The organism is Vibrio sp. 10N.222.52.C12 (assembly GCF_041474215.1).
Lineage (GTDB): Bacteria > Pseudomonadota > Gammaproteobacteria > Enterobacterales > Vibrionaceae > Vibrio > Vibrio crassostreae_C.
In genome coordinates this window covers 24,851-48,436 of record NZ_JBFRTR010000038.1, presented here as the reverse complement: position 1 = coordinate 48,436, position 23,586 = coordinate 24,851, and the positions used below count along the sequence as shown (strand labels likewise).

The 23,586-nt window shown below is 46.2% G+C and carries 15 protein-coding genes; 9 read left to right on the top strand and 6 right to left on the bottom strand.

Translation table 11 applies throughout. The annotated features are described in order from the left end of the window. The first annotated feature begins 61 nt into the window (after positions 1-61). The 4 genes from AB4623_RS07750 (at position 62) to AB4623_RS07735 (ending at position 5,856) form a co-directional block, all read left to right on the top strand. A complete protein-coding gene (locus tag AB4623_RS07750; protein WP_372058534.1) occupies positions 62-1,576 on the top strand; it encodes a sodium:solute symporter family protein in 1,515 nt (504 codons plus the stop codon). 90 nt (positions 1,577-1,666) lie between these two features. Further along, on the top strand, positions 1,667-2,614 hold the full coding sequence (locus tag AB4623_RS07745; RefSeq protein ID WP_372146113.1) for a sugar kinase: 948 nt from the start codon (positions 1,667-1,669) through the stop codon (positions 2,612-2,614). Positions 2,615-2,634: 20 nt separating this feature from the next. Next, entirely contained in the window at positions 2,635-3,264 is a 630-nt protein-coding gene (locus tag AB4623_RS07740) for a bifunctional 4-hydroxy-2-oxoglutarate aldolase/2-dehydro-3-deoxy-phosphogluconate aldolase (RefSeq protein WP_055319259.1), read from the top strand. Between the two features lie 141 nt (positions 3,265-3,405). Beyond that, a complete protein-coding gene (locus AB4623_RS07735; protein WP_372146111.1) occupies positions 3,406-5,856 on the top strand; it encodes a family 20 glycosylhydrolase in 2,451 nt (816 codons plus the stop codon). Positions 5,857-5,975: 119 nt separating this feature from the next. Here AB4623_RS07735 and AB4623_RS07730 read toward each other — a convergent pair whose 3' ends face one another. Further along, positions 5,976-8,039 (bottom strand): ATP-binding protein, encoded by a 2,064-nt coding sequence (locus tag AB4623_RS07730; protein ID WP_372146109.1) that lies wholly within the window; start codon positions 8,037-8,039, stop codon positions 5,976-5,978. A 230-nt stretch (positions 8,040-8,269) separates the two neighbouring features. On the opposite strand from AB4623_RS07730, the gene AB4623_RS07725 reads away from it, so the two are divergent. The 4 genes from AB4623_RS07725 (at position 8,270) to lhgO (ending at position 14,573) form a co-directional block, all read left to right on the top strand. Further along, positions 8,270-9,610, top strand: a complete 1,341-nt coding sequence (locus AB4623_RS07725) for a sigma-54 dependent transcriptional regulator (protein WP_102321268.1) — start codon at positions 8,270-8,272, stop codon at positions 9,608-9,610. Positions 9,611-9,927: 317 nt separating this feature from the next. After that, the gene (locus tag AB4623_RS07720) at positions 9,928-10,941 is read left to right on the top strand and encodes a TAXI family TRAP transporter solute-binding subunit (protein WP_372146107.1); all 1,014 of its coding nucleotides are present in this window, start codon (positions 9,928-9,930) and stop codon (positions 10,939-10,941) included. Between the two features lie 213 nt (positions 10,942-11,154). Continuing rightward, positions 11,155-13,332, top strand: coding sequence for a TRAP transporter permease (locus tag AB4623_RS07715; RefSeq protein ID WP_372146105.1), 2,178 nt, complete (start codon positions 11,155-11,157; stop codon positions 13,330-13,332). A gap of 26 nt (positions 13,333-13,358) precedes the next feature. After that, a complete protein-coding gene (gene lhgO, locus AB4623_RS07710; RefSeq protein WP_372146103.1) occupies positions 13,359-14,573 on the top strand; it encodes an L-2-hydroxyglutarate oxidase in 1,215 nt (404 codons plus the stop codon). Between the two features lie 143 nt (positions 14,574-14,716). Here lhgO and AB4623_RS07705 read toward each other — a convergent pair whose 3' ends face one another. The 5 genes from AB4623_RS07705 to AB4623_RS07685 all read right to left on the bottom strand — a co-directional run bounded on the left by AB4623_RS07705 (position 14,717) and on the right by AB4623_RS07685 (position 21,830). Next, complete coding sequence (locus AB4623_RS07705; protein WP_065584460.1) at positions 14,717-16,273, bottom strand: M28 family metallopeptidase; 1,557 nt, start codon at positions 16,271-16,273, stop codon at positions 14,717-14,719. A gap of 143 nt (positions 16,274-16,416) precedes the next feature. Continuing rightward, the gene (locus tag AB4623_RS07700) at positions 16,417-18,786 is read right to left on the bottom strand and encodes a M4 family metallopeptidase (RefSeq protein WP_372146101.1); all 2,370 of its coding nucleotides are present in this window, start codon (positions 18,784-18,786) and stop codon (positions 16,417-16,419) included. Positions 18,787-19,358: 572 nt separating this feature from the next. Next, on the bottom strand, positions 19,359-19,634 hold the full coding sequence (locus AB4623_RS07695; protein WP_017065177.1) for a hypothetical protein: 276 nt from the start codon (positions 19,632-19,634) through the stop codon (positions 19,359-19,361). A gap of 135 nt (positions 19,635-19,769) precedes the next feature. Continuing rightward, positions 19,770-21,089 carry a cell wall metabolism sensor histidine kinase WalK gene (locus AB4623_RS07690; RefSeq protein ID WP_102333556.1) on the bottom strand — a complete coding sequence of 440 codons (1,320 nt, stop codon included), beginning with the start codon at positions 21,087-21,089 and terminating at the stop codon, positions 19,770-19,772. A gap of 36 nt (positions 21,090-21,125) precedes the next feature. Continuing rightward, the gene (locus tag AB4623_RS07685; protein ID WP_017065179.1) at positions 21,126-21,830 is read right to left on the bottom strand and encodes a response regulator; all 705 of its coding nucleotides are present in this window, start codon (positions 21,828-21,830) and stop codon (positions 21,126-21,128) included. A gap of 288 nt (positions 21,831-22,118) precedes the next feature. Here AB4623_RS07685 and AB4623_RS07680 point away from each other — a divergent pair, with 288 nt between their 5' ends. Beyond that, positions 22,119-23,216 (top strand): alpha/beta hydrolase, encoded by a 1,098-nt coding sequence (locus tag AB4623_RS07680; RefSeq protein WP_102393797.1) that lies wholly within the window; start codon positions 22,119-22,121, stop codon positions 23,214-23,216. The last annotated feature ends 370 nt before the right edge of the window (positions 23,217-23,586 follow it).

Genomic DNA, 23,586 nt, shown 5'->3' with positions numbered 1-23,586 from the left:
AAATGAATGAATCATAAATAAAGTTCAAGAATGAACTCAATATTTCACTGAGAGGTTTCAAATGAACAGCACACTTTTTCTTACAGGCTTCGGCGTGTACGTATGTTTTCTAATTTGGTTAGGCTGGTTTGTCTCGCGTAATCAAAAATCTGGCGAAGATTTCTTATTAGGCGGCCGTGGCCTGCCATTATTCTTAGTACTTGGTACAACGGTTGCGACTATGGTCGGCACGGGTTCAAGTATGGGCGCGGTTGGCTTCGGCTACGCAAATGGCTGGGCAGGTGCTCTGTACGGAATTGGCGGTGCTGTGGGCATCCTATTGCTTGCACTTTGGTTTGCTCCGGTTCGTAAACTGAACTTCATGACCATGAGTGAAGAGCTGGCTTATTACGTTGGCGCTAACCGAATCGTAAAAAACGTGGTTGGCCTACTTATCTTTATCGCGTCAATCGGTTGGTTAGGTGCGCACATTCTAGGTGGCGGCATGTACCTAGCGTGGATTGCAGACATCGACCTTAACCTTGCGAAAATTATTATTGCTGCAGCTTTCACTATCTACGTTGTTATCGGTGGTTACACAGCAGTTGTATGGACCGATACGATTCAAGCAATCATCCTTTTTGCTGGCTTCATCCTAATGGCGGTAATGTCTGTTGATCACATTGGTGGCATGGATAACCTTTACGCTGCGATGGACCCTGCTGCTACAAGCTTTTTAGCAATCGATAAACTGGGCATTCTGCCTGCTGTTTCTCTGGCTGTGGTTATCGGTGTGGGCGTACTTGCAACACCTTCATTCCGTCAGCGTATCTACTCTGGTAAAGATGTTTCAACTATCCGTCGCTCATTTGTCGCTTCTGGTGTGTTGTACCTTTTCTTCTCTATTATTCCAGCAATCATTGGTATGGCTGCGCACGCAATCGACCCATCATTGGATAACCCGAACTACTCGTTCCCATACGTAGCTGCAACGGTTCTTCCGGTTGGCGTTGGCATGATTGTTCTTATCGCGGGTCTTTCTGCAACGATGTCGAGCGCAAGTTCAGATGCGATAGCAGGTGTTTCTATCCTACTTCGTGATGTTTACGTGATGTTCACTGGCCGCGTACCAAACAAAGAGTCAATGGTGAACTATTCTCGCTTGGCACTGATTGTGGTGATTGGTTTTGCACTGTTGTTCGCACTGACGTCAAACGACATCATTGGCTACATCACTAAGATGATTTCAACGGTTATGTCGGGCATGTTTGTGTGCGGTATGTTGGGTAAATTCTGGAAACGCTACAACTGGCAAGGTGCGCTTGCAACACTAGCGGGTGCTTCTGTAGCTTCATTCGTAGTAATGTTAAACGCTGACTACACAGCCTTCTGGGGCAACCCAGTTATCCCATCATGTCTGTTTGCTCTAACGGCAGGTGTGGTTGTGAGCCTAGTGACTCCGGCTAACCAAGTAACACCTGAAATGGCAAAAGCGATTCTTGATGACGAGCGTGCTCTGATGGAGATGGAAATGTCTGAGACTGGCGTACTTGAAGAAGAAGCGGCACCTCAACGTCCTGCAAATCAAACAAGCTAAACCTAGTCTCCACAACTGGTTTGCTTAATTCAGGTCCTGCTTAGTGGCAGGGCCTTCTCCCACATATATCTCTCTATTTTAGGATCGGCTATGCCTGCATCTTCTCATTTCAATATTGCTTTCTTCGGCGAATGTATGGTCGAAATAAGCGGCTCTCCATTAACCAAAAAATTTGGCGGTGACACGCTCAATACCGCGCTTTACCTTTCTCGCTTAACCCAACATCAAAACCTGTCTGTTCATTACGCGACTGGTTTGGGTAGCGATGAACTGTCTCAAAACATGATTGATAGCTGGCAACTAGAAGGCATTCAAACCAATCTCGTTGAACGTATTCCAAACAAGTTGCCCGGTTTGTACATGGTAGAAACGGACGAAACGGGTGAGCGACATTTCCACTATTGGCGCAATGACGCGGCAGTAAAATCTTACTTTCAAACTGACGACCTGAATAAGCTTGAAATCGCGCTGACAGAGAAACAAGTCGACGCGGTTTACATCAGCGGTATCAGTATCGCGATTTTAGATGACACCTCTCGTGAGCGCTTATTCAAAGCCATTAGCGTGTTCTCAAATCAAGGCGGCAAGCTGATTTTTGATAACAACTATCGCCCGCAACTTTGGACGACTGAACAAGCTCAGCATTGGTACGCCAAGTTACTACCATTGGTCGACATTGCACTGATTACCGAAGACGACGACCTGCTGGTTTGGGGCAATGGCGAGAGCGTTCAACAACGCTGCCTTCGCTTAGGCTGCCAAGAGATCGTCATCAAACGTGGCTGTGAGCCATGCAAGATTGTTCAAGTTGAACAAGGCGATGTTGTTGAGAGTTATGTATCCGCGACTCGTGTTTCTAACGTGGTCGACACCTGCGCAGCGGGTGATTCCTTCGCTGCGGGTTATCTGGCGGCGCGTCTTACAGGTGAGAGCACCAATGATGCAGCTGAACTCGGTCACCAACTGGCTTCTACCGTTATTCAGTACTCAGGCGCGATCATCCCGGTAAGCGCTATGAATCACTTAATTAAAAAATAGAAAAACAAAGCGAATTTATTATGTCTCAAGAAATGATCAACACACTTAAGCAGTTCAAAGTTATCCCTGTTATCCAAATCAACAAGGTGGAACATGCGATTCCACTAGCAAAAGTGTTGGTAGAAAACGGCCTGCCAGTAGCAGAAGTGACGTTCCGTACCGAAGCGGCAGCGGATTCGATTCGTGCGATGCGTGATGCCTACCCAGAGATGTGTATCGGTGCAGGTACAGTACTCACACCTGCGCAGATCGACCTTGCGAAAGAGGCGGGCAGCGAATTCATCGTAGCACCGGGCCTGAATCCAAACACCGTAAAACGCTGCCAAGAGATCGGTATGCCAATCGTTCCTGGCGTAAACAACCCAAGCCAAGTAGAGCAAGCGTTGGAGCTAGGTCTTAACTTTTTGAAGTTCTTCCCAGCAGAAGCGTCTGGTGGGATCAATATGGTGAAATCTCTGTTAGCGCCATACGTTGATGTGTCTTTAATGCCAACGGGAGGTATCGGCAAGCACAACGTGAATGACTACCTAGCCGTGGATCGCGTGGTGTGCTGTGGCGGTACTTGGATGGTATCTCCGAAGATGATCGAGAATGAACAGTGGGACGAGATCGCGGTGTTGGTTCGTGAAGCGGTTGAGTTGGTTAGCTAATCATAAGTTTGTGAGCTCATTCGTTTTTCACAGACGATAGGCTTTGAGCTCACGATAAACAACAGCAGTGGCTGAAGGTTCTGTTTTGTGAATCGCCTCCGATAAACAAAACAGAACGTCCGTTATATAGGAAAACTAATAATGAAAAAAACTATATTGTCTCTATTGATTTCAAGTTCAGTAGTGTCCCCAATGGCGTTAGCAATGGCTCCGAATACCGATCTAAATTTAATGCCGTATCCACAAACAGTCGAGCTGCAAGCTGGGCAAGTTAAGGTCGACGGTAACTTCAAGGTTTACATCAAAGGCTTTAACTCTGATCGCGTTGAATACACCGCGAAACGCTTTATCGATCGCCTAGAGCGCCAAACTGGCGTGCCGATTCTAAACTGGCAGGTTGATAGCGCAGACGAAGCGAACCTGATCATTGATATCGACGCGGCGCCAAAGTCTGAAGTACAGAACATCGACTCTGTAGAGTCTTACAAAATTACGACTCAGGGTGAGCAAATCACGCTGAGCGCACCAAGCCCATATGGCGCTATTCACGGCATCGAAACCCTTTTACAGCTCGTTGAAACCACAGCAACTGGCTACCATATTCCTGCCGTAACCATTGTTGATGAGCCCCGCTTTCGTTGGCGTGGAGTCTCTTACGATACCTCTCGTCACTTTATCGAATTCGATGTGCTGATTCGTCAGTTAGATGCGATGGCATCGGCGAAGATGAACGTGTTCCATTGGCACTTCTGGGACGACCAAGGCATTCGCATTCAAACTGAATCATGGCCACGTCTGTGGTCTGAAACCGCTGATGGTAATTACTACACCAAAGACCAAGTTCGTTACTTAGTGGAATACGCCCGTAACCTCGGTATTCGTGTGATTCCTGAGGTGTCTCTTCCGGGTCACTCTTCTGCGGTTGCTCACGCTTACCCACGTTTGATGTCTGGCGGTGAAGGGCAAAACTACGAGCAAGAAAGAGGGTGGGGCGTGTTTGAACCTCTCATGGATCCACTGAACCCTGAAGTCTATGAGATGCTAGGTGATGTGTTTGACGAAGTGACCGAGCTGTTCCCAGACGAGTACTTCCATATCGGCGGCGATGAGCCGAATTACGCGCAGTGGAAAAACAGTGAAAAGCACCAACAGTTCATTGAAGAGAACAATATCGATGGCGAGCGTGGTCTGCAGTCTTACCTCAATGTAAAAGTTGAGAAGATGCTCGAAGAGCGCGGTAAGAAGATGACCGGTTGGGATGAGATTTGGCATAAAGACCTGCCGACTTCAATCGTGATTCAAAGCTGGCAAGGGCATGATAGCATTGGTCGTGCGGCGAAAGAGGGCTACCCAGGTATTCTTTCTACGGGTTACTACCTAGACCAGCCTCAGCCAACTAGCTACCACTATCGCAATGACCCAATGCCAAGTGGCATCACAGTTGACGATAAGCTGCACAGTGGCGAAAAATTTGTGACGTATCAATGGCAGAAGCCTCGTTCAAAAGGCGGCCCACGTAAGGGAACACTGACTATTATTGAAGCGAAAGACGGCACTTTCCGCGCATTCAGTGATTACAACGGCAAGTCTCGCGAAGAGATCTTCATCCTTGATTATGTGCCCGGTAAAACCTTTGTTGGCCACTTCGATAACTTCATGTCGTACACCGAGTTCAACCTAAACCTGAATCCAAAGGGTTTTGCCGAAGGCAGTTACCAATTGGTCGGTAATGTGCGCTGGCCAACTACAGGTGAAGTGATTGCGAGCAGTGATGTTGAAGGCAGCGTTATTCCTGAACCAAATGGTGGTTACCCTGCAGAATTAACCGACAAAGAAAAAGAGCTTATCTTGGGCGGCGAGATCACCATGTGGCTAGAGAATAAAGACAGCCTCACGGTCGAAAACTACCTATGGCCGCGCAGCTACGCGATTGCAGAGCGCTTCTGGTCTGATGCGGAATTGACGGACGAGCGCAGTATGTATAAGCGCATGAAAGCAATGGATACATGGTCGGAAGTATCGGTAGGGCTACGTCATCACGCAGATGCTGATATGCTGTTGAAGCGCATTGCCAAAGGCCAAGATATTCACGACCTGCGCGTGCTAGCAAAATACACCGAGCCGGCTCAATACTATGCTCGCAACTGGGAAAAGTGGAACTCCACTGAACCTAAGGGCACCTTGTACAGCCAATACGAGCGCCTAAATCGCTTCGTGGATGCTTTGCCAGTAGAAAGCTACGCGGTGTATGAGATGCAAGACTTGGTCAATGAAGTGGCGACAGGCAATCAGCAGGCGCTAGAGCAACTTGCAGAGCATTATCAGCAAGCAAAATCAGCTGCACTAGCGGCGGAAACTGTCTTCGCTGGTAACGTGTCTTCGGTAGAGACTGTGGTGGTTGCAGAGAAAACCGTTGAAGTTGCAGATTTAGCATTAACTTTGATTGCTAAAGCGCAAGCTGGCGAGAAGGTAAGAGAAGCTGACGTGAATGCCTACCAAGCGATACTGTCTGATTCGGCGAAAATCTATGATGAATCAATCATCGCGATTGTTCGCCCGACTGAGTTACTGTTAAAGCAGCTAGCTGAGTAAGTCGCGAACTGATTAACTGATAAGTCATACGCTAATAAGTGAATCAAAACCGCCCTCTGTGGGCGGTTTTTTAGTTCTGTCTTCTTTATGTGGTGCGATTTAATGCTTTTTGTTAGTAACTACTCACTATCTATATTCTTCAGCGTTAATGTGAATGTCATGCCTTGGTCTGGGTTGTTCTTTGCTATCAAGGTGCCTTGCATATCCCGTACATTGTTGGCTGTAATAGCTAACCCCAGCCCCAAACCTTCGCCCATTTTTTTGTTGGTATGAAACGGTTCGAAAATGGTTTCGAGTTGGTCTTCTGATACACCGCAGCCATTGTCTTGCACCTTGATGATCACACGTTGTTGATCGGTATGTGCACTGATAACAATGGTCGCGGGTGTTTGATTCTGAGTAGCATCGATGGCGTTTCTAAGCAGGTTACCAAGCACTTGGCGAAGTCGTGCTTCTTCTCCCATTACCATCGAAATATTGGAAGCGATACGCACACGAATATCGACGCTGTCTAGCTCGGTTTGATGAATACGCAGGGTTTCTTGCAGTGCGTCTGTTAGGGAAACAGGATAAGGTTTCTCAAGCCTTTGAAAGGCGAACGACTTCAATTGGCTGGTCATGTTAGCCATTCGGTCGATTAGGCTCATCACCAGATCCATGTTCGCTTTCAGCATCTTAGTCTCGCCTCTTTCCATCAGCAACTGGTTACTCGAAAGTAGGGTTTTTAGGCCAGTAAGCGGCTGATTGAGTTCATGAGTAATCGCACTCGACATCCGCCCTAGTGCAGCCAGTTTGCTAGATTCGACAAGTTCTTGCTGCGCATCTTTTAGATCTTGAGTTCGCTCTTCGACCCGCAGTTGTAGCGTTTTATTGGCGTTTTGCACCGCAATTTCGGCTTTCTTACGTTTGCTGATATCGATTACGGTACACAGGTAGTAAGTCGTCGCATGCCAAGGAAAGGCGCTAATAGAGAATAAAACAGGGAAGTAGCTGCCATCGCTGCGTCTTGCCATGGTTTCGACGCTAGTTATCTCGGCCAGCTCTTGATGCTGCTCTAAGTTTTTGAGCAGTTGCAAGGTGGTTGAATTCGGGTTACCTGCCTCAAACAGCTGCCACGCCTTGATGTTGCTAATCATCGAATCAGAAAGGCAAAAGTAGTTCTTCGCCATCAGGTTAATATCGTGAATATGACCATGTTTATCGATCAGCACCAATCCGACGTGGGTTTTATTGATCATTCCAGACAGTCGTTTTTCCGACTCTTCGATGAGCTTTTGGATTCGCAGATTACTGAGCTTTTTCTGGCGTCTTTGGTAAAGAATAACCAACAGTAACAGAATGAAAAGACAGCCAACCGCCACACTCCAGCTGATCCAGTTCGTGGTCTGGTTGAGGCTGGTTAATGGCGTTAGGTAGGTTAAACGCCAATTCAGATCGTCTAACTTGATGGACTGAATTAGGTAATCTTTATCTTGCAATCGCCACACGCGAATATGGGTTTGGTCATACAGCTCACGTTTTGTCGCTGTGGGCTGAGAATTGAAGGTGTCATTGAACCAATCGGCACTCAACCTGTTGTCACTGGAGAGAAAGAACTGATCGCGAGGGTTCTGAAACAGTATCGCCTCACCATCGGCAAACCATTGATCGGTTAACAATGACAAATCGATTTGCACCGCGACAATGCCAACCACATCAGAGGCTCGATATACGGGTGCCGCTATGAAGTAATCGGGTGTCACGCCTTTGTTTTTTGTCACCACTGAAATCGCACCACCTTGTTGGTGGATCTTCGAAACAATTGTACTGGCGTTCTTATTGCTCAGTTTGCTTCTTTCAACACTCGATACCAACAAGTCCCCTTCGCCAGAAAGCAGATACCAGCCCTTGGTGTTGGCGGCTTTATCCAATTGAATCAGCTGCTTCTTAATGCGTTTTTCTAGGCGGGCTTCACCATCAATGAAGCGCACACTGGTTTCATCATTGGTTACTAGGTAGGGCAGATAATAGAAACGCTTAAGGGTTCGCCTTGCTTCGGCAATGTAGCCAAGGAAGCGCTGTTCGGCATAGCGTTGGGCTTGTTCAAGCTTCCACTGGCTGATGCCATTCTTGGTGGTGACCTGCACCAAACCAATCAATAAACAGGTACACAGGAATAACCAATATCGATTGTTATTCATCATTTCTGATCAAATCCCTTTAAAATTAGTGGCTTGCCTCTTTGAGCTAGTGGTTTGACAAGGTTTTATGTTTGCTTTTTAAGCGAATGGAGAGTGAGACAAATCGAAGCTAACAAACATTATTAAACTGTTAAAGGAGTGTTATTCAAAGTGGGAGCTAGCTCCTTTTCGTCTGAGGTTTTTTTACATACCGTGGACGATATTAATCAGATGTAGAGTGGCGGAACCAAACTATGCAGCGTATTGCTTTAATTGAAGATGACGCGATTGTGCGTCAAGCAACCAGCCAATGGTTGCAGCTGGCGGGCTTCGATGTCACCGCATTTGAAGTAGGACAAGATGCGTTAAACGCCGTAGAGCAGGGTGATTTTCAAACCATTATCACCGATGTTCGTTTACCTGATATTGATGGTGTTGATCTGCTAGGGCGTTTCAAAGGTCTTGTGCCAGATGTGCCTGTTATTTTGATTACTGGGCATGGTGATGTCGATATGGCGGTGAAAGCCTTACAGCAAGGTGCCTATGACTTCATTGAGAAGCCATTCGACCCAGAGCGTCTGTCTCAAACGGTATCGGAAGCGGTAGATAAACATCAAAGTGGCCAAGACAGAAACAGTCGTCAGAACTATCTGGATAACCTTAAGGGCATTGAACAGGTGCTGATCGGTCGCAGTAAAGTGATGTGTGAACTGCGCGAGCAAATCCAGAAAGTCGCTTCCATAGACACCAACGTGATCATCTATGGTGAAACGGGTTGTGGTAAAGAGCTGGTCGCCTCTTGCTTACATGAATTCAGCCAACGTAAAACCCATCCGTTTGTTCCGCTCAACTGTGGCGCAATCCCAGAAAATCTCTTTGAAAGCGAGCTGTTTGGACACGAAGCCGGAGCGTTTACTGGTGCGGCCAAACGACGCATTGGTAAGCTGGAATTTGCCGACAAAGGCACAGTGTTCCTTGATGAAATAGAGAGTATGCCGCTGTCGATGCAGGTAAAAGTGCTGCGCACCTTGCAAGATAATGTCGTCGAACGCGTGGGGGGGAATCAGCAACAACATGTTGATCTACGAGTGGTCTCTGCCTCGAAAAGCGATCTACTGAATCACCCCGACTTTCGCCAAGATCTATTCTATCGTTTGAATGTTGCCCAGCTGCATTTGCCTCCACTCAGTGAGCGTGAAGAAGATGCCTTACTTTTGTTTGAACACTTCACCCAAGAAGCCAATTCCGAAACACGTATAGCCAGTGAGGCTGATCGCTATGCACTGCTCTCGTATGCGTGGCCGGGCAATGTGCGTGAACTGCGTAATGTTGCGATTCGTTTTGCATTGGATGAAAGCTTGACCGTTGGGGATATTTTGGCGTGTCGTCCCAATTCTGTCACAGAGTCCACAACGGCGGGCATCCCTTTGGCGGTTCAAGTACAGAGCTTTGAAAGGAAAGTGATTCATGATGCCTTAGTTCGTTATAAAGGGCGTATCAATGACGTGATGCAAGATTTGGATTTACCTCGTCGAACATTGAACCAAAAGATGGTGCGTTATGGGTTAAATCGAAGTGACTATGTTGACCCTTAGAGAGCGGCTTCATCGCAGTGCTTGTTGATTTTTAATGAGCAATAAATGGCTCATTGCATATTTATCAATTTACATACATTGATCACACAACTGCAACATAGTGTGACTTGCTTCCCGATCTACAGGTGTTAATTCCGGTAGCCGATAAGCCAAAAATGGCTTACTTAATAACAGGGGAATAAGCAAAAAACGGCTTATTTTGAATAGGTTTTAAAATAAAAGTAAATTAAAACAAATAGTTAAAAACTGGCATTACGCTTGCTATCTATTGTTGTTAACAAAAATATAACGTGAATAACCCTACATGGAGAGTAACAATGAAATACAACAAGCTGGTTAAAACTTTAGCGCTAGCAATGGCTTCTCTTGGCCTTATCAGTAATGCGTCAGCTGAAGAAGATCGCAGCTATATTTTAGCGACGGCTTCAACGGGTGGTACCTATTATCCAGTGGGTGTGGCCTTAGCGACATTGAGTAAAGTTAAGCTTGCGCCTAAGCAGCACTTTTCTTTAGCGGCTATCAGCTCTGCGGGCTCGGGTGAGAACGTAAAGTTGTTGAACGAGAACGAAGCTCAGTTCGCTATTCTACAAGGTTTGTATGGTGCTTGGGCTTGGCAGGGTTTAGGGCCATATGAGAAATCTGGCAGACAAACTCAACTGCGTTCAGTTTCCATGTTATGGCAAAACGTAGAACACTTTATTGTGCGTTCAGATCTAGCAAAAACAGGTACGGTAAGCGATCTAGAGAACCTAAACGGTAAGAAATTCTCTATCGGTAAGAAGAACTCTGGGACTGAAAACTCAGGTCGTCAAATCATGCAAGGCTTATCCGTGGACCCAGAACAATTTAAACTCGCCTTTATGGGTTATGGTGGCAGTGCGAGCGCATTACAAAATGGCACAATTGATGGTATGAACACGCCTGCTGGTGTTCCTGTTGGTGCGGTGACGCAAGCCTTTGCAGCACTGGGTGAAGATATTCAAATCTTGTCGTTTACCGATGCACAAATCAAACAAGCGAATGGTGATTACAATATTTGGACCAAGTATGAGATCCCAGCAAACACTTATCCAGGTGTCGATAAACCAATTACTACGATTGCCCAACCTAACTTCCTAGCGGTTCGTGAAGACATTTCTGCAGAAGATGTGTATCAACTGACCAAAGCTATCTATGAAAACCTACCTTTCCTACAAGGTATCCACAAAGCAACCAAAGCAATGGCACTTGAGAAAGGGATCGCAGGCCTTCCTGTTCCGCTTCACCCAGGTGCTGCTCGTTACTATAAAGAAGTGGGTATAGAAATCCCTTCTGAGTTGATCGTCGACTAACCCTTTGTCTTCGATTAGCCATTTATCTTTAACTCGCTATTTGGCGTGAACTGAATATTCGCGTTAATTAATTGCTTGGTGCGTTTTCATATGTTTCGGTTGCTTTGTTTGATTTGACCGTCTCCGATTCGTTCGATTATTTGAAGTGAAAACGCACCACCCTACTTTATGGATTTTCTCTGCGCGTTTGGCTGTGGAGAGCAGGAGTTTTCTATGAGCGATTCGCTGCAGCAGGAACTGAAAAAATTCGAATTGCCTACCCGAACAGATTTCCCTTGGGTAGGCAAAGCAATAACGACAATGGGAGTGATACTCTCCCTCCTACATATTTGGTTTAATACCTTATCTACCTTGCCAGAGCTTTGGATTTCGGCGACGCATTTCGCTGGTTTCGCAATCATTTGCGCGCTTTGGTATCCCGCTCATATCTCACTGAAAAAGAGCAAGATAGCGCTGGCGGTCGATATCGGAATTGCCTTGGCGGCTCTGGCTTGTCTTATCTACATCCCCTTTGCAGAAGATGCGTTGTATGACCGAGGCGTAAAATTTATCGCCAGTGATTGGTTTTTCTCTATCTTGGCGATTGCCATCGTCATTGAGCTGATTAGACGCACTATGGGCTGGTTCATTCCAGTGCTTATCTTAGTGTGTTTAAGTTATGTAGTGCTTTGGGGACAATGGACCAGCGGTATTTTTCATTTTCCGGGTTTAAGCCTTGAGACGTTACTTTATCGAAGCTTTTATTCATCAGAAGGGATGTTTGGTTCGATCTCAAGAATCAGTTGGACCTTCGTGTTCATGTTCATCCTGTTTGGCGCATTCTTAGTGCGTTCGGGTGTCGGTGATTACATCATTGATGTGTCCCGTGCCGCGGCGGGCAAAGTGATTGGTGGCCCTGGTTTCATTGCCGTTATTGGCTCCGGCTTGATGGGCTCAGTCTCCGGGTCGAGCGTAGCAAACACAGTATCGACGGGCGTGATCAGTATTCCCTTGATGCAAAAGGCAGGTTTCCCTTCGCGCTTCGCGGCAGGTGTTGAAGCGGCTGCATCTACTGGCGGGCAGCTGATGCCACCTGTGATGGGTGCGGGCGCGTTCATCATGGCCTCTTACACGCAAATTCCTTATGTCGATATTATTGCGGTTTCCTTCGTTCCTGCGCTTATCTACTTTTTGTCTGTGGCATTCTTCGTGCGCATCGAAGCAAAACGCAGTGGTGTGCAAAAGGTGACTTCTGGCTGTGAGCCTCTATTGAAAGTATTGCTGTCGGGTTGGCACAACCTGATCCCATTAGCGGTGTTAGTGACTCTGTTGGTGAAGGGCTTTACGCCGACTTACGCTGCGGGCATCTCGATTCTGTCTGTCGTGGTGGCTTCATGGTTCTCTAAAAATCACAAAATGGGTCCAAAGGCGATCATCGAAGCGCTTTCTCAAGGCGCAAAAAACATGGCGACCACGGCTGTGTTGCTAGTGGGCATTGGTCTGGTGATCAACGTGATCAGCACGACTGGTATTGGTAACACCTTCTCGTTGATGATCAATAGCTGGGCGAACGGCGATTTGTTGGTGATGATCGCCTTAATTGCACTGGCGTCTTTGATTCTGGGCATGGGGTTACCAGTAACCGCGGCTTATATCGTGTTGGGTACTCTGTCTGCACCAGCTTTGTATAAACTGATTGCTGAAAGTCAGTTGCTCGACCTGTTGGTTTCGGGACAGTTACCGGAACAGGCGAAAGCTATCTTCATGTTGGCTGCGCCAGATAAGCTTGATTTGCTGAACGCGCCAATGGCACTTGAAACAGCCAAAGAGATGATTGCGTTAGTCCCTGCTGATTTTGTGGAAACTCTGCTTGAACAGAGCCTTGGCTTAGAAGCGATCAGCCTTGCACTGCTTTCTGCCCACTTGATCATTTTCTGGCTATCGCAAGACAGCAACGTAACTCCGCCTGTTTGTTTAACTGCATTTGCGGCTGCAACCATTGCTAAAACACCCCCGATGAGAACGGGATTAATGGCATGGAAGATAGCCAAAGGCTTGTATTTAGTACCATTGTTGATTGCCTACACTAACTTGGTAAGTTGGGATGTGATCTCCGTGTTAGTCACGGGTGGCTTTGCTGTTATTGGTACTTACGCGTTTATCGCGGCGATTGAAGGTTATCTAGAGAGCGAAGTTAATATTATTACTCGAGTAGCGTTGGTTGCGGTAGGTATAGCTCTAGTATGGCCTGATGTTTCAGTCGTGATCCGTTTGGTATGTGTTGCCATTTTTGTTGGCATCTTTATCTACAGCGGTCGTAAATACGATGCTAATCAAGTGAAAATGGAATCAGAAAGTGAGGAAAAAAAGTTACCTCAAACCGGGTCTAACACTGTCGCGTCTTCCCTATAATTAAAAGGATTGAATGTAGGAATATTATGAACTCAATATACGACTATATTATCGTTGGTGGCGGCATTGTTGGCGTGTCGACGGCTTGGCAATTACAGCAAGCTCACCCTGATAAAAGTATCCTTTTAGTCGAGAAGGAACGTGGTTTCGCGCAGCACCAAACTGGCCATAATAGCGGGGTGATTCATGCTGGTGTTTACTACGCTCCGGGCAGTTTAAAGGCGGATTTTTGTAAACGCGGCGTAGAGCGCACCATCGCCTTTTGTAGCCAACACGATATCCCCGTCGAAAACTGCGGTAAGTTGTTGGTCGCGACCAATGAGCAAGAAGTGGAGCGAATGAATGCGATCTATCAGCGTTGCCACGATAACGATATTGATGTTGATTTGTTGGATCAAGCTCAGCTCAAACTTGCCGAGCCAAATATCACGGGTTTGGGTGCGATTTATGTCAAAACCACCAGTATCGTCGACTACAAAAAAGTCACCGAAGTGATGGCTCAAGAGTTTGTTGAGGCGGGTGGTAAGCTTAGCCTTGGTACGGAAGTGATCATGGCCGATGAGCAAGAAGATGAAGTGCAGTTAACGTGCAAAGTAGATGGTCAGACTCTTCAACTGAACAGTCGATTCTTGATCACGTGTTCTGGCTTGATGGCCGATAGAATGACCAAGATGTTAGACATCGAAACCGACTTCCAAATCGTGCCTTATCGCGGTGAGTATTATCAGTTAGACGCTAAGCACAACCAAGTGGTGAATCATCTTATCTATCCGATCCCTGACCCAGAACTGCCTTTCTTGGGCGTGCATTTAACACGCATGATTGATGGCTCCGTAACAGTAGGGCCAAATGCAGTTCAAGGCTGGAAGCGAGAAGGTTATGGCAAGCTTAACTTTAGCTTCAAGGACACTTGGCAGATGCTGAGCTTTGTGGGTTTTTGGAAAGTGACTGCGAATCACTTGAAAACGGGTTTGGTCGAGTTTAAGAACTCGTGGTGGAAACCGGGATATCTAAAGCTAGTGAACAAATACTGCCCGAGTATTACGGTTGATGATTTTAAGCCTTATCCTGCTGGGATTCGTGCTCAAGCGGTACTGAAGGATGGCACCTTGGTCCATGATTTCCTGTTTGCCGAAAGCCCAAGAAGCTTACATGTATGTAACGCGCCATCACCGGCTGCGACCTCTGCAATGCCGATTGGTGAGTACATCTGTGGCAAGGTAATGAAAAAGACGGCTTGATGATAACTAAAGGTTATTAAGTTGAGATGCTCTCCGAAGACAATAAAAAATCCGCAAGCTCCAATCTATTTATGATCGTGGGCTTGCGGATTTTTAGTTTTAGCCGTGTTTGCTAGGTTTAATTGTTAGTCAATTAACCAACCTTAAAGCCAATCAGGAACGAAGTTAGCGACGATGGTGACATCACTAAAGTTACGGTAACCGCGCACCATGATGCTGAATTCACCCGCTGGCTTGTTCAATACACACTGTTCGTTGCTGCTGTTCTGGTATGGGCGGCAGTCGTAGTTCGCTTTCGATACGGTGCCGTTGTGTTTCACATATAAGTCGGCATCGCCACTTCGAGGGCCGGTTAATGTTACCGTTAACTGACCTGCACTTTGAGTCGTAAATGTGAAGAACTGCTCTTCACCATATCCTGCAGTAAGTCCTTTAACAGGCACGCCATTTTGCAGCTCTTTAGGGCCTGCAACGGGTGAATCAAGGCTGGTTTCGACAAGGTAAGCAATGGCTAGTTTGGCGAACTTGGTCGCGTGTGTCGCCGTAGGATCGGAGTTCTCAAGCGTGTCGTGCTCAGTGTGAATACTTGGGTTGTAATCATTGAACATGCTTTCGAATGGCATGGCAGCTGGGTAGCCAACATTGTGCCAAGAGGCGTGGTCAGAACAGGCATAGCCACAATCATCGAAACCGTAACTGATGTCGCTCGCGTAAGTGTCGATCAGCTCGCTTAAATAGGCGGTGAGGTTGCTGTCGGTGTAGTCTGTGATGAAGGTGATATCGTGCGCTGAACCGTTGTAGTTGGTCATGTCTAATTGCAATACCGATACAACGTTGGCTTGCTCATCTCTTAAAGCGTTGGCGACATCTTGTGAGCCACGTAGCCCTACTTCTTCAGCAGCATAACCATAGAACTTAATGGTTTTGTCTGGTTGAATACCACTGGCGATCATCAGGCGAAGCGACTCTGTTACCGTTGCAATGCCAGACGCATCATCATCGGCTCCCGGTGAGATGGTGCCTTCGCTTGTCCAAGATCCAACGGTCGAATCAAGGTGTCCACCAACCACGACGATCTCTTCAGGATATTTAGCGCCAAGCAGTGTCACTTCAACGGATTTCTGTGGGTATTCGGCATGCGTGATCTGGCGTGCAGACGCATACGGCACATCTTTAATTTCCGTCTCCCAACGTTCTAAAAGCCAATCTGAAGCAGCGACACCAGTAGAAGTAGTATAAAAACGGTTGGTGAAGTTGGTTAGATTTTCGATGGTCGTGACCATGTTGTTCGGCTCGACCTGAGCGAGTAGGTCGTTCACCGTATCTTGATGGCTGATAACTGGCTTTTCGAAGTTGCTCATGGTCAGTGGCATAGCTGCCGCTTTGAGTGCGCTTGCTTTGTCTTCGTGCACCATGTAGCCACCACAACGGTGGGTTTCTTCGTGCATGTGGCTAGATAGTTTCGCCAGCTCTTTCTGGTTGATTTTCGCGACGATGGAATGCTTGTTTCCGGTCACGCTTGGATAAACCGTTGCGCCATGCTGAGTCATTATATGCTGTGCGTCAGCATCGGTGGTGATCCAAACTTCTTCGTTCGCTGGTGGTGTGATGCCTAGGGATGCGTAAGCCGAAGTACTGTTGATTAAGGCTAAAGAACCTCCGAGTACAGCCAAAGCTAGCATGCTTTTTTGAATAGCCATTTGTCGTCCTTTTTATGGTGAGTATTGTTATGTTGATGGGGGTGATTTTTGTGTAATACGTGGATGTTTTTGTGTAGATGTTTCATTTTCTGAACAGTTAACCGCGAAAAGGGCCCCTTTCGGAGCCCTGAATTTACTATCGATTATTGTGTTTTAATGAAACGGTAATGCTTGGTTTCTGAACAGATATCGCTTGAGGTACACACTTGGTACTCCACATCTACTGTTCCGTTATGACGGAACTTGTCGACGTATGAGTTGAAGTCTGTAGCGCCAACATTCTTGCCATTGCGCTTAATCACGAAGTAGTCGTTGGTGTCGTAATCCCATGCCAGCTTAACGCGAGCTTTGCCGTTCGGGTTTTTGTTACCAAACTTCAGTTTTAGCGGGAAGCCTTCTGCTGAGTCACCTTCAATCGTGATCGACTTGCTGGTTGATGTTGCAACGCCTGCATCGTCAGTCACGGTTAGAGTCACCACGTAGTCGCCAGCTTCAGCGTAGGTATAACGAGTCACTTCACCGGTTTGCGTGTTGCCATCGCCTAGGTTCCATTGGTAAGAGACGATCTGGCCATCGCTGTCCGAACTTGTGCTACGCAGCTCTACTTCTTTGCCTACGACCGTGTGTTCGAAAGAAGAAACTGGCGGTACGTTAGCATTGCCTGATTCGTACGATGCTTTCAGATTTGCACCTGCGTAATCTGAGTAACCCAGAATGTTCACCGTGTAGCGACCAGCTGTTGGGTTTTCAATTACACATACTTCATCGGTTACGCTTTCACTCTTACAGATATTCTCTTGAGAGCTTGGCGCATAATCTAGACCAACATACATATCCGGATCACCAGTAGACACAGCAAGATCAATCGTTAGCTTGTCTTGGCCTTCTGGTACTTCGATATCGAAGTAAGTTTTTGAGCCTGTTTCACCAGCAACTGCGGCTTCAACACCGTTTTCAAGGCGTTGATATTCCGGTTCTGGTGGAAGTGGTGGTTCGCCACACGGTGATACACCCACTAAGTTAAACGCAGAAACAACATCATCGGCACTGTAGCCAAGGTCGGTTGCTGAGTTTTTCACGCCACAGGCGCCCTGCCAAAAGTCACTGTTTTCAGACCAGTAGATCTGGTTGGCTAGCACGAACAGTTCGAACGCTTTTTTGGTGTCCCAACCTTGTGTGGTTGCAAGATGGTAGAACGCCTTGTTGAACACGCCAGAGCTGTAGTGCACGTTTAAGCCATCGTAGTACTCGGATGCGTTGTTGATTGAAGAGCCATCGCGTGATGGATCGTCCATGTAACGCAGCGCACCTTCGCCTTTAAAGATATTGCGTCCGACCATCCAGTCGTTGGTGCCTTTCATATAGTATTCTGCGGCTTCACCGGCCATGTCAGAGAAGGCTTCGTTCATACCGCCCGATTGGTTTGCGTAGATCAAACCTGAGTTTTGCTCAGTGAAACCGTGGCTCACTTCATGGGCTGATACATCTAGGCTAACAAGCGGGTAAAAGAAGCTCTCCCCATCACCAAAGGTCATGGCTCTGCCGTCCCAAAATGCATTCTCGTAGTTTTCACCGTAGTGAACACGCATCATGAGCTTGAAGGAGAGTGGCGCTGTGTCGAACCAGTTTTTATACATATCGAACACGATGTTGCCAAAGTAATGGGCATCGTTGAGTGGTGAGAATGCGCCGTTCACGGCTTTATATTCGTTACGAGGACATTCATAGCTGTAAGTGGTGTCGCCGTCGGTCGCGCCATTAAGGTCAACGGTAACGACATTTTCAGACTCCATTACACACTCTGTGCCCACTTCTTGAACATCAAGGTAGTGGTAGTCGGTGCCGTATTCGTACATGCCGGTTTTTTCGTTTCCGCCAGGGCCAGTACCGATCTGAGCATGGGCAATACCTTCCCAGCGGTCGATGACTTCGCCTGTGTGCGCGTCTAGCATGGTGAACGGTCGAGTCGGCTGTTCACTGCCTTCTACTAGGTAAGAGACAACGTACACTAGTCGTGTTTTATCTACGCTTTGCTGTCCGATGCCTTGCTTCACAGAGCCTTGATAGATAAATAGCTGATGTTGAACGTTGTCTAGAGATTTGCTGGTTAAGCCTTGAGTCTTTAGATCTTTACTTGCGAGTTCAACCGCTTGAGCGCTGTTGATTGATGGCTTAACAAAAGATCGCTCTAAGGTCGTTGTTTTAAGGTAGCGACCTTGAACGGACTTAAGTGCGCCACCTTGGACACTTTGGGTGGCATTTAGGTAATGTCCCCATACCGGTGTTCCCCAGATGTTCTGCTGGATCTTAACTTTATAGATACCACGCTTTTTCAGGTTTACTTCTTTCACCATCTTGAAGCTAGAGGCGCTACTGACTCCTAACTGAGCGTTTAACCCAGAGAAGCTAGTAAAGTTGATCGGTTGATCGATTTGAACGGATTCACTTGCATGCACTGACAAAGACATAGCACTGGCTATAGCAACGGCAACTAAACGTTTTCTTATTTTCATTGTTGTTTTCTCTTTCCATGTAAAATCCAAGAAAACGTAACAAATTAATCACAGCGAATTTACATCATTCGATCTGATTAATTAGTAGCATGGCAATGATCTCTTTTATTCATGAAACTTATATTTCTCGTATTTACAGATAGTTATCATTTCTGTTTATTTTTGAACGCACCTATATGTTTATTTATAAAATCGTGACACTTTTATTAAGTGTTTATTTCTCTTGGAAATTAAGATTTTCGAGTAAATTGATCTGTGCCTCAATTAACGGATTCTGGGTTGATAGAAGGATCAACGATTTGAAAGTGTCACTTTAAACAGAAGGCCATTTAGCGAATTTAGGGGCAATTTTGATAAGAAATCGAAGACTTTTCGGCTTATTTTTCGAATTGTTAGTTAAAAGAGGGAAGGGGAATCGGGCACTTGTTTGGCACAGAGCACAAAATCTGCTGGATGAAAAAAGCCAGCGACGGGTCACTGGCTTAGATTAACTTAGTTTGTGCAGGCTACTGAATATAGGTAGGCAACTGCGACACTTAATTATGGTACGTGGCTAACGTCACTATAGCGAATTACTGCTTTTTACCGCCAACTTGTACGTAGTCGATACCGATAATACGGTTGATGATACCCAGAACAGAGCTCGTATCAGAGTTTGTTGAGCGAATCGTATCAACCGTTGCACCTTCAGGTACTAATTCCATTGCGCGGTCTTGAGTGTTACCTGGCACTTGGAAACCGACAATGTTGAAGCTCTCTGCGTGCGCTGTGTACACTTCTTCGTTGTGGCTGATACCAGAACAACCCGCTAGAGAAACAATGCCTAAAACAACTAATAACTTTTTCATAAAAATACCTTAAGAATGATTGGAACCTAGATGGCAAGGCACAAAGGCAGTGGCATGATTATCTAGATTTAATAAGTTCATGGGAGACAGCATCTCCCGACCGATGTTGAACATTATTCCAGAGGTGTTTTGTCGTTACTGTATGGGTTTGTCAGCTGAATCATTACATAGCTGAATGGTAATGGTGAATACCGCACCCTTTAAGGCTTGGCTCTGACCTACCTCCACGGTAGCGCCGTGTTGAGCACAGATCTTCTCGACGATAGACAGCCCTAAACCATGGCCGCTCTTGGCTTTGTTACGCGCTTTGTCGCCAACGTAAAAGGGTTCGAACAGGCGAGCTTGATGTTCTTGAGCCACACCATCACCGTCATCGTGTACCGCAATCTGTAGCTGATCTTGATGCACGGTCGCTGCAATCGACACTTGTGAGCGTGCGAATTTCATTGCGTTACGCACTAGGTTATCTAGTGCTCGGTTAAATAGCGTTTCATCCGCCATTATTGAGCTAGGTTGCTCTGGTAGCGATAGGTCGATGTTGAGCTGAGTGTCTTTGTTCCAACGCGCCATTGCGTGGTCGAGAAAGTCTCGAATCTCTAATGGCTTTTTTAAGTTTTCTAGGTCAGTGCTATCGAGTTTGGCGTAATACAATAGTTCATCGACCATCTTTTCCATCTCTTCCGTGTCTTCGACAATACTCTCAATCGTGCTTTCTTGCTCTGCGTTTAGCTGGGTGTCTTTCAACATTTCAGCTTGCCACTGAATACGGAATATTGGCGTGCGCAGTTCATGAGCGACAGCATTAGTGAGTGAGCGATTACTTTCTACCAAGCGATGAATTCGGTCGGCCATTAGGTTGAAGGATTTGTTCAGTGAACCAATCGCAATACCACTTGAAGTCTCGGCTCGTGTCGAGAGATCGCCCTCCGCAAAACGCAGAGTGGCAGCCTCAAGCTTTTTAACTCGGCGGAAGATAATAAATAGATGACATAACCCATATAAGATAAAGCTCGCTAAAAAGAACAACCAAATGAGGTCATCCTCCAACTCTATTTTTTGCCTAACGAACGCTTCACTGTTGGGGAGGTAGTGATAGGTATTGTCACTGCTTGCTAAGCGAAACCATAGGTCCCGTTCATCATCGTGAAAAACAAAGGTATTCGGATTCGTGCTGAAGAACTCTGAAACGGGGCTGGGTATTTCATCGTCTGGGCTGAATGTAACCAATTTATTTCGTGTGGTTTCTACAAACTGGTTTATCGCTTGATGAGCCGCTTCAAGGCCTTGATTTTTAGCGATGTTCTCGATCAATTGCTGGTGGGCAGCCGCTTCGTAATCTTCCAGTACGTATTCGTAGTCGGTATTGAGCTGATAGACGCTAATCTCGTAGGCGACAAGGCCGGCCATAAAGCAAACTAACAGCCCTATTAAGGACTCCAAAAAGATACGTCGCATAATCGCTCTCTTTTATTACGCTCGTATTGAGCGAGGTTAACGCCAGGCGGTCGAAACAAATAAGTAACCCTTCCCGCGAATGGTCTGAATTTTCTCTGCTGGTGTGTGGTCGTCGCCCAAAATCTTCCTTAGACGTACAACCTTGTTGTCAATCGTCCGGTCTATTCCGTCGTACTCAATCCCGCGCAATGTTTGCGTCAAGTAGTCACGAGATAACGGCGTGTCTGGGTTGCTTGCCAATAACCAAAGTAGGTCAAACTCGCTGTCAGTGAGTGATAAAACCGCACCATAAAGTTCACACTTCTTATAAGTGTTTTTCAGAACGAGTTGATCGAACTGAAGGGTGTCTGAGTCATCGACTGAAGCGGTATTGGTGTCTTGGCGGCGTAATAGCGAACGAACTCTGGCCAGCAGAACTCTTGGTTTGATTGGCTTGGTGACATAGTCATCAGCCCCTGTCTCTAAACCAGCGACGTGGTCAAAGTCGTCATCGCTAGCAGTGAGCATCAAGATTTTACCTTTATAGTGCGTACGCGTCTGTCGGCAGATTGTAAGTCCATCAGTTACAGGAAGCATCAAATCCAGCAGTACGATGTCAGGTTGCTCCGTGAGGATGGTGTGTGCGGCATCACTGCCATCGTCCAACACCGTGACATCAAAATCTTGCGCGACGAAGTAGTCCTGCAACATTTTCTGAAGTTTCAAATCGTCTTCCACGATGATCATTTTAGGTTTTGTCATTCCATTATCAGCCTTGTCGTGCGTTTCACTTATTGAGATTAGGTGAGCGAGTCTTCGTCGTGATGAACCATTACGATTATACGCTATTGCATATAAGTTCAGATGCTTCGCCAAATACCTAAAGCGAATGATTAAACACTTTATAAGTTAGTTCAATGATGAATTGGCATTTATAGGAAAATAAAAAACATCGTTCAAATAGGCTCGACATTCTCATACATTTCCACGGCAGATAAATTCAGCGCTAAACAATAGAATTTTCCCATCAAACATTTTGGGAATAACGGTATGAACGACTATAGAAATGCATTACTGGCGTTACCTTTGATTCTGTTAGCGGGCTGTAATTCAAGCTCTAACTCAGGTAAAGCTGCCACCAAAGTGCAAGCAAAACCTCAAGCGGATTACGTATTTTCATCAGCGAAACTGGGTGAGTTGTATAAAGAGCGACAAGAGGTCCAAGAATCCATAAAACTTGATTACAACGGTGTGCAGTATGAAATCGTTCTGTTTGCGGAAGATATTAGTGATAAGCAAAAAGTGGTTAGGCTTGCGGATAGTTTAGGTCAAAGTGTGGATCTGTACCTCCCTGATGCAGGATTTGATAGCTGCGGTATCTACACAGAGAGCAAGGGTTTGGACGTGTTTGATTGTGGTGCGGCTCAACGCTCAATCGGCAATGACACCACGTTAATTAACACGACGACGAATACTCATAAGCCCGTCGAGCTTGAGTATCACAATGAACTGGTTCAATACGTGACTAGCCTTGGGTCTACCATTCTGAGTAACACTAAAAGTGGGAACAAGGTAACGATAACCACCTCGTTTGCTTTCAACGCTTTTTACCGTGATGTGCTCAACGAGACTGGCGCTGTTGATCGCATTACTTCCACTCTAGGCGCATCAACCTATTCTCAGCTTTTTGATATCGTGAAATTGTATCAAGGCAGTGAGATGACGTTGAAGTTTACCAACCATATTGGTGGAAGTGCCGACGATGATATCAATATGTACACCGGTCGCATGATCCACAGTAACAACATGACGACGATCGTAACGCCTACGGGGTCGGTGTTCTCTGGCGGCACGGATCTTTTCGCTGCGGGTAACCCGCGAGTTTTGCAACGAGCAGATACCACTAAAGCCATTGAGCTTAATAAGCAGGTTGGTGTGCACAGTTGGGCTGAGGATGATAAAACAGCCAAAGACTTCCCATACACGAACGAAAGCCATCGCAAGCAAGCGACCTACTTTAAAAAGGTAATGGGAGACAAAGGAATCGACTTCTATATCTTCACGTTGGATTCTGCTCCGGCTTCTGGCGAACACTGGGTGACTAAGGCTGAGTCAGATAAATACGGTTTCATCACACGCATTGAGTAGCTTAGGCTTGCAATAACATTAGAAACGACTGAGAAGGTTGGTGATGACGCTGTTGTCGCCAACCTTTTTTGTTCATTTTTTGATTCGTTACCTGTGTTGATTGTGGATTTCCTTGTCTTAAATTTCAGTATGAAAATTCCTTGATACTTCCTTTCCACTCCCTCCCCAAAAAGTTTCTACAAGGACTCTCACTGATTGATTCTTGAACTTTCTAAGCAAAAACATTTGACCAATAACTATCACACCTCAAATCTTTAATTGTTTTCGTTAGTGCTCTAAATGATATTTAATTTATTGTTTTATAATGATTTTTGTTGTTTTGAATGCTGTATTGTTACGAGTTTGTTTTAAATAATCATTTGAACCCTAA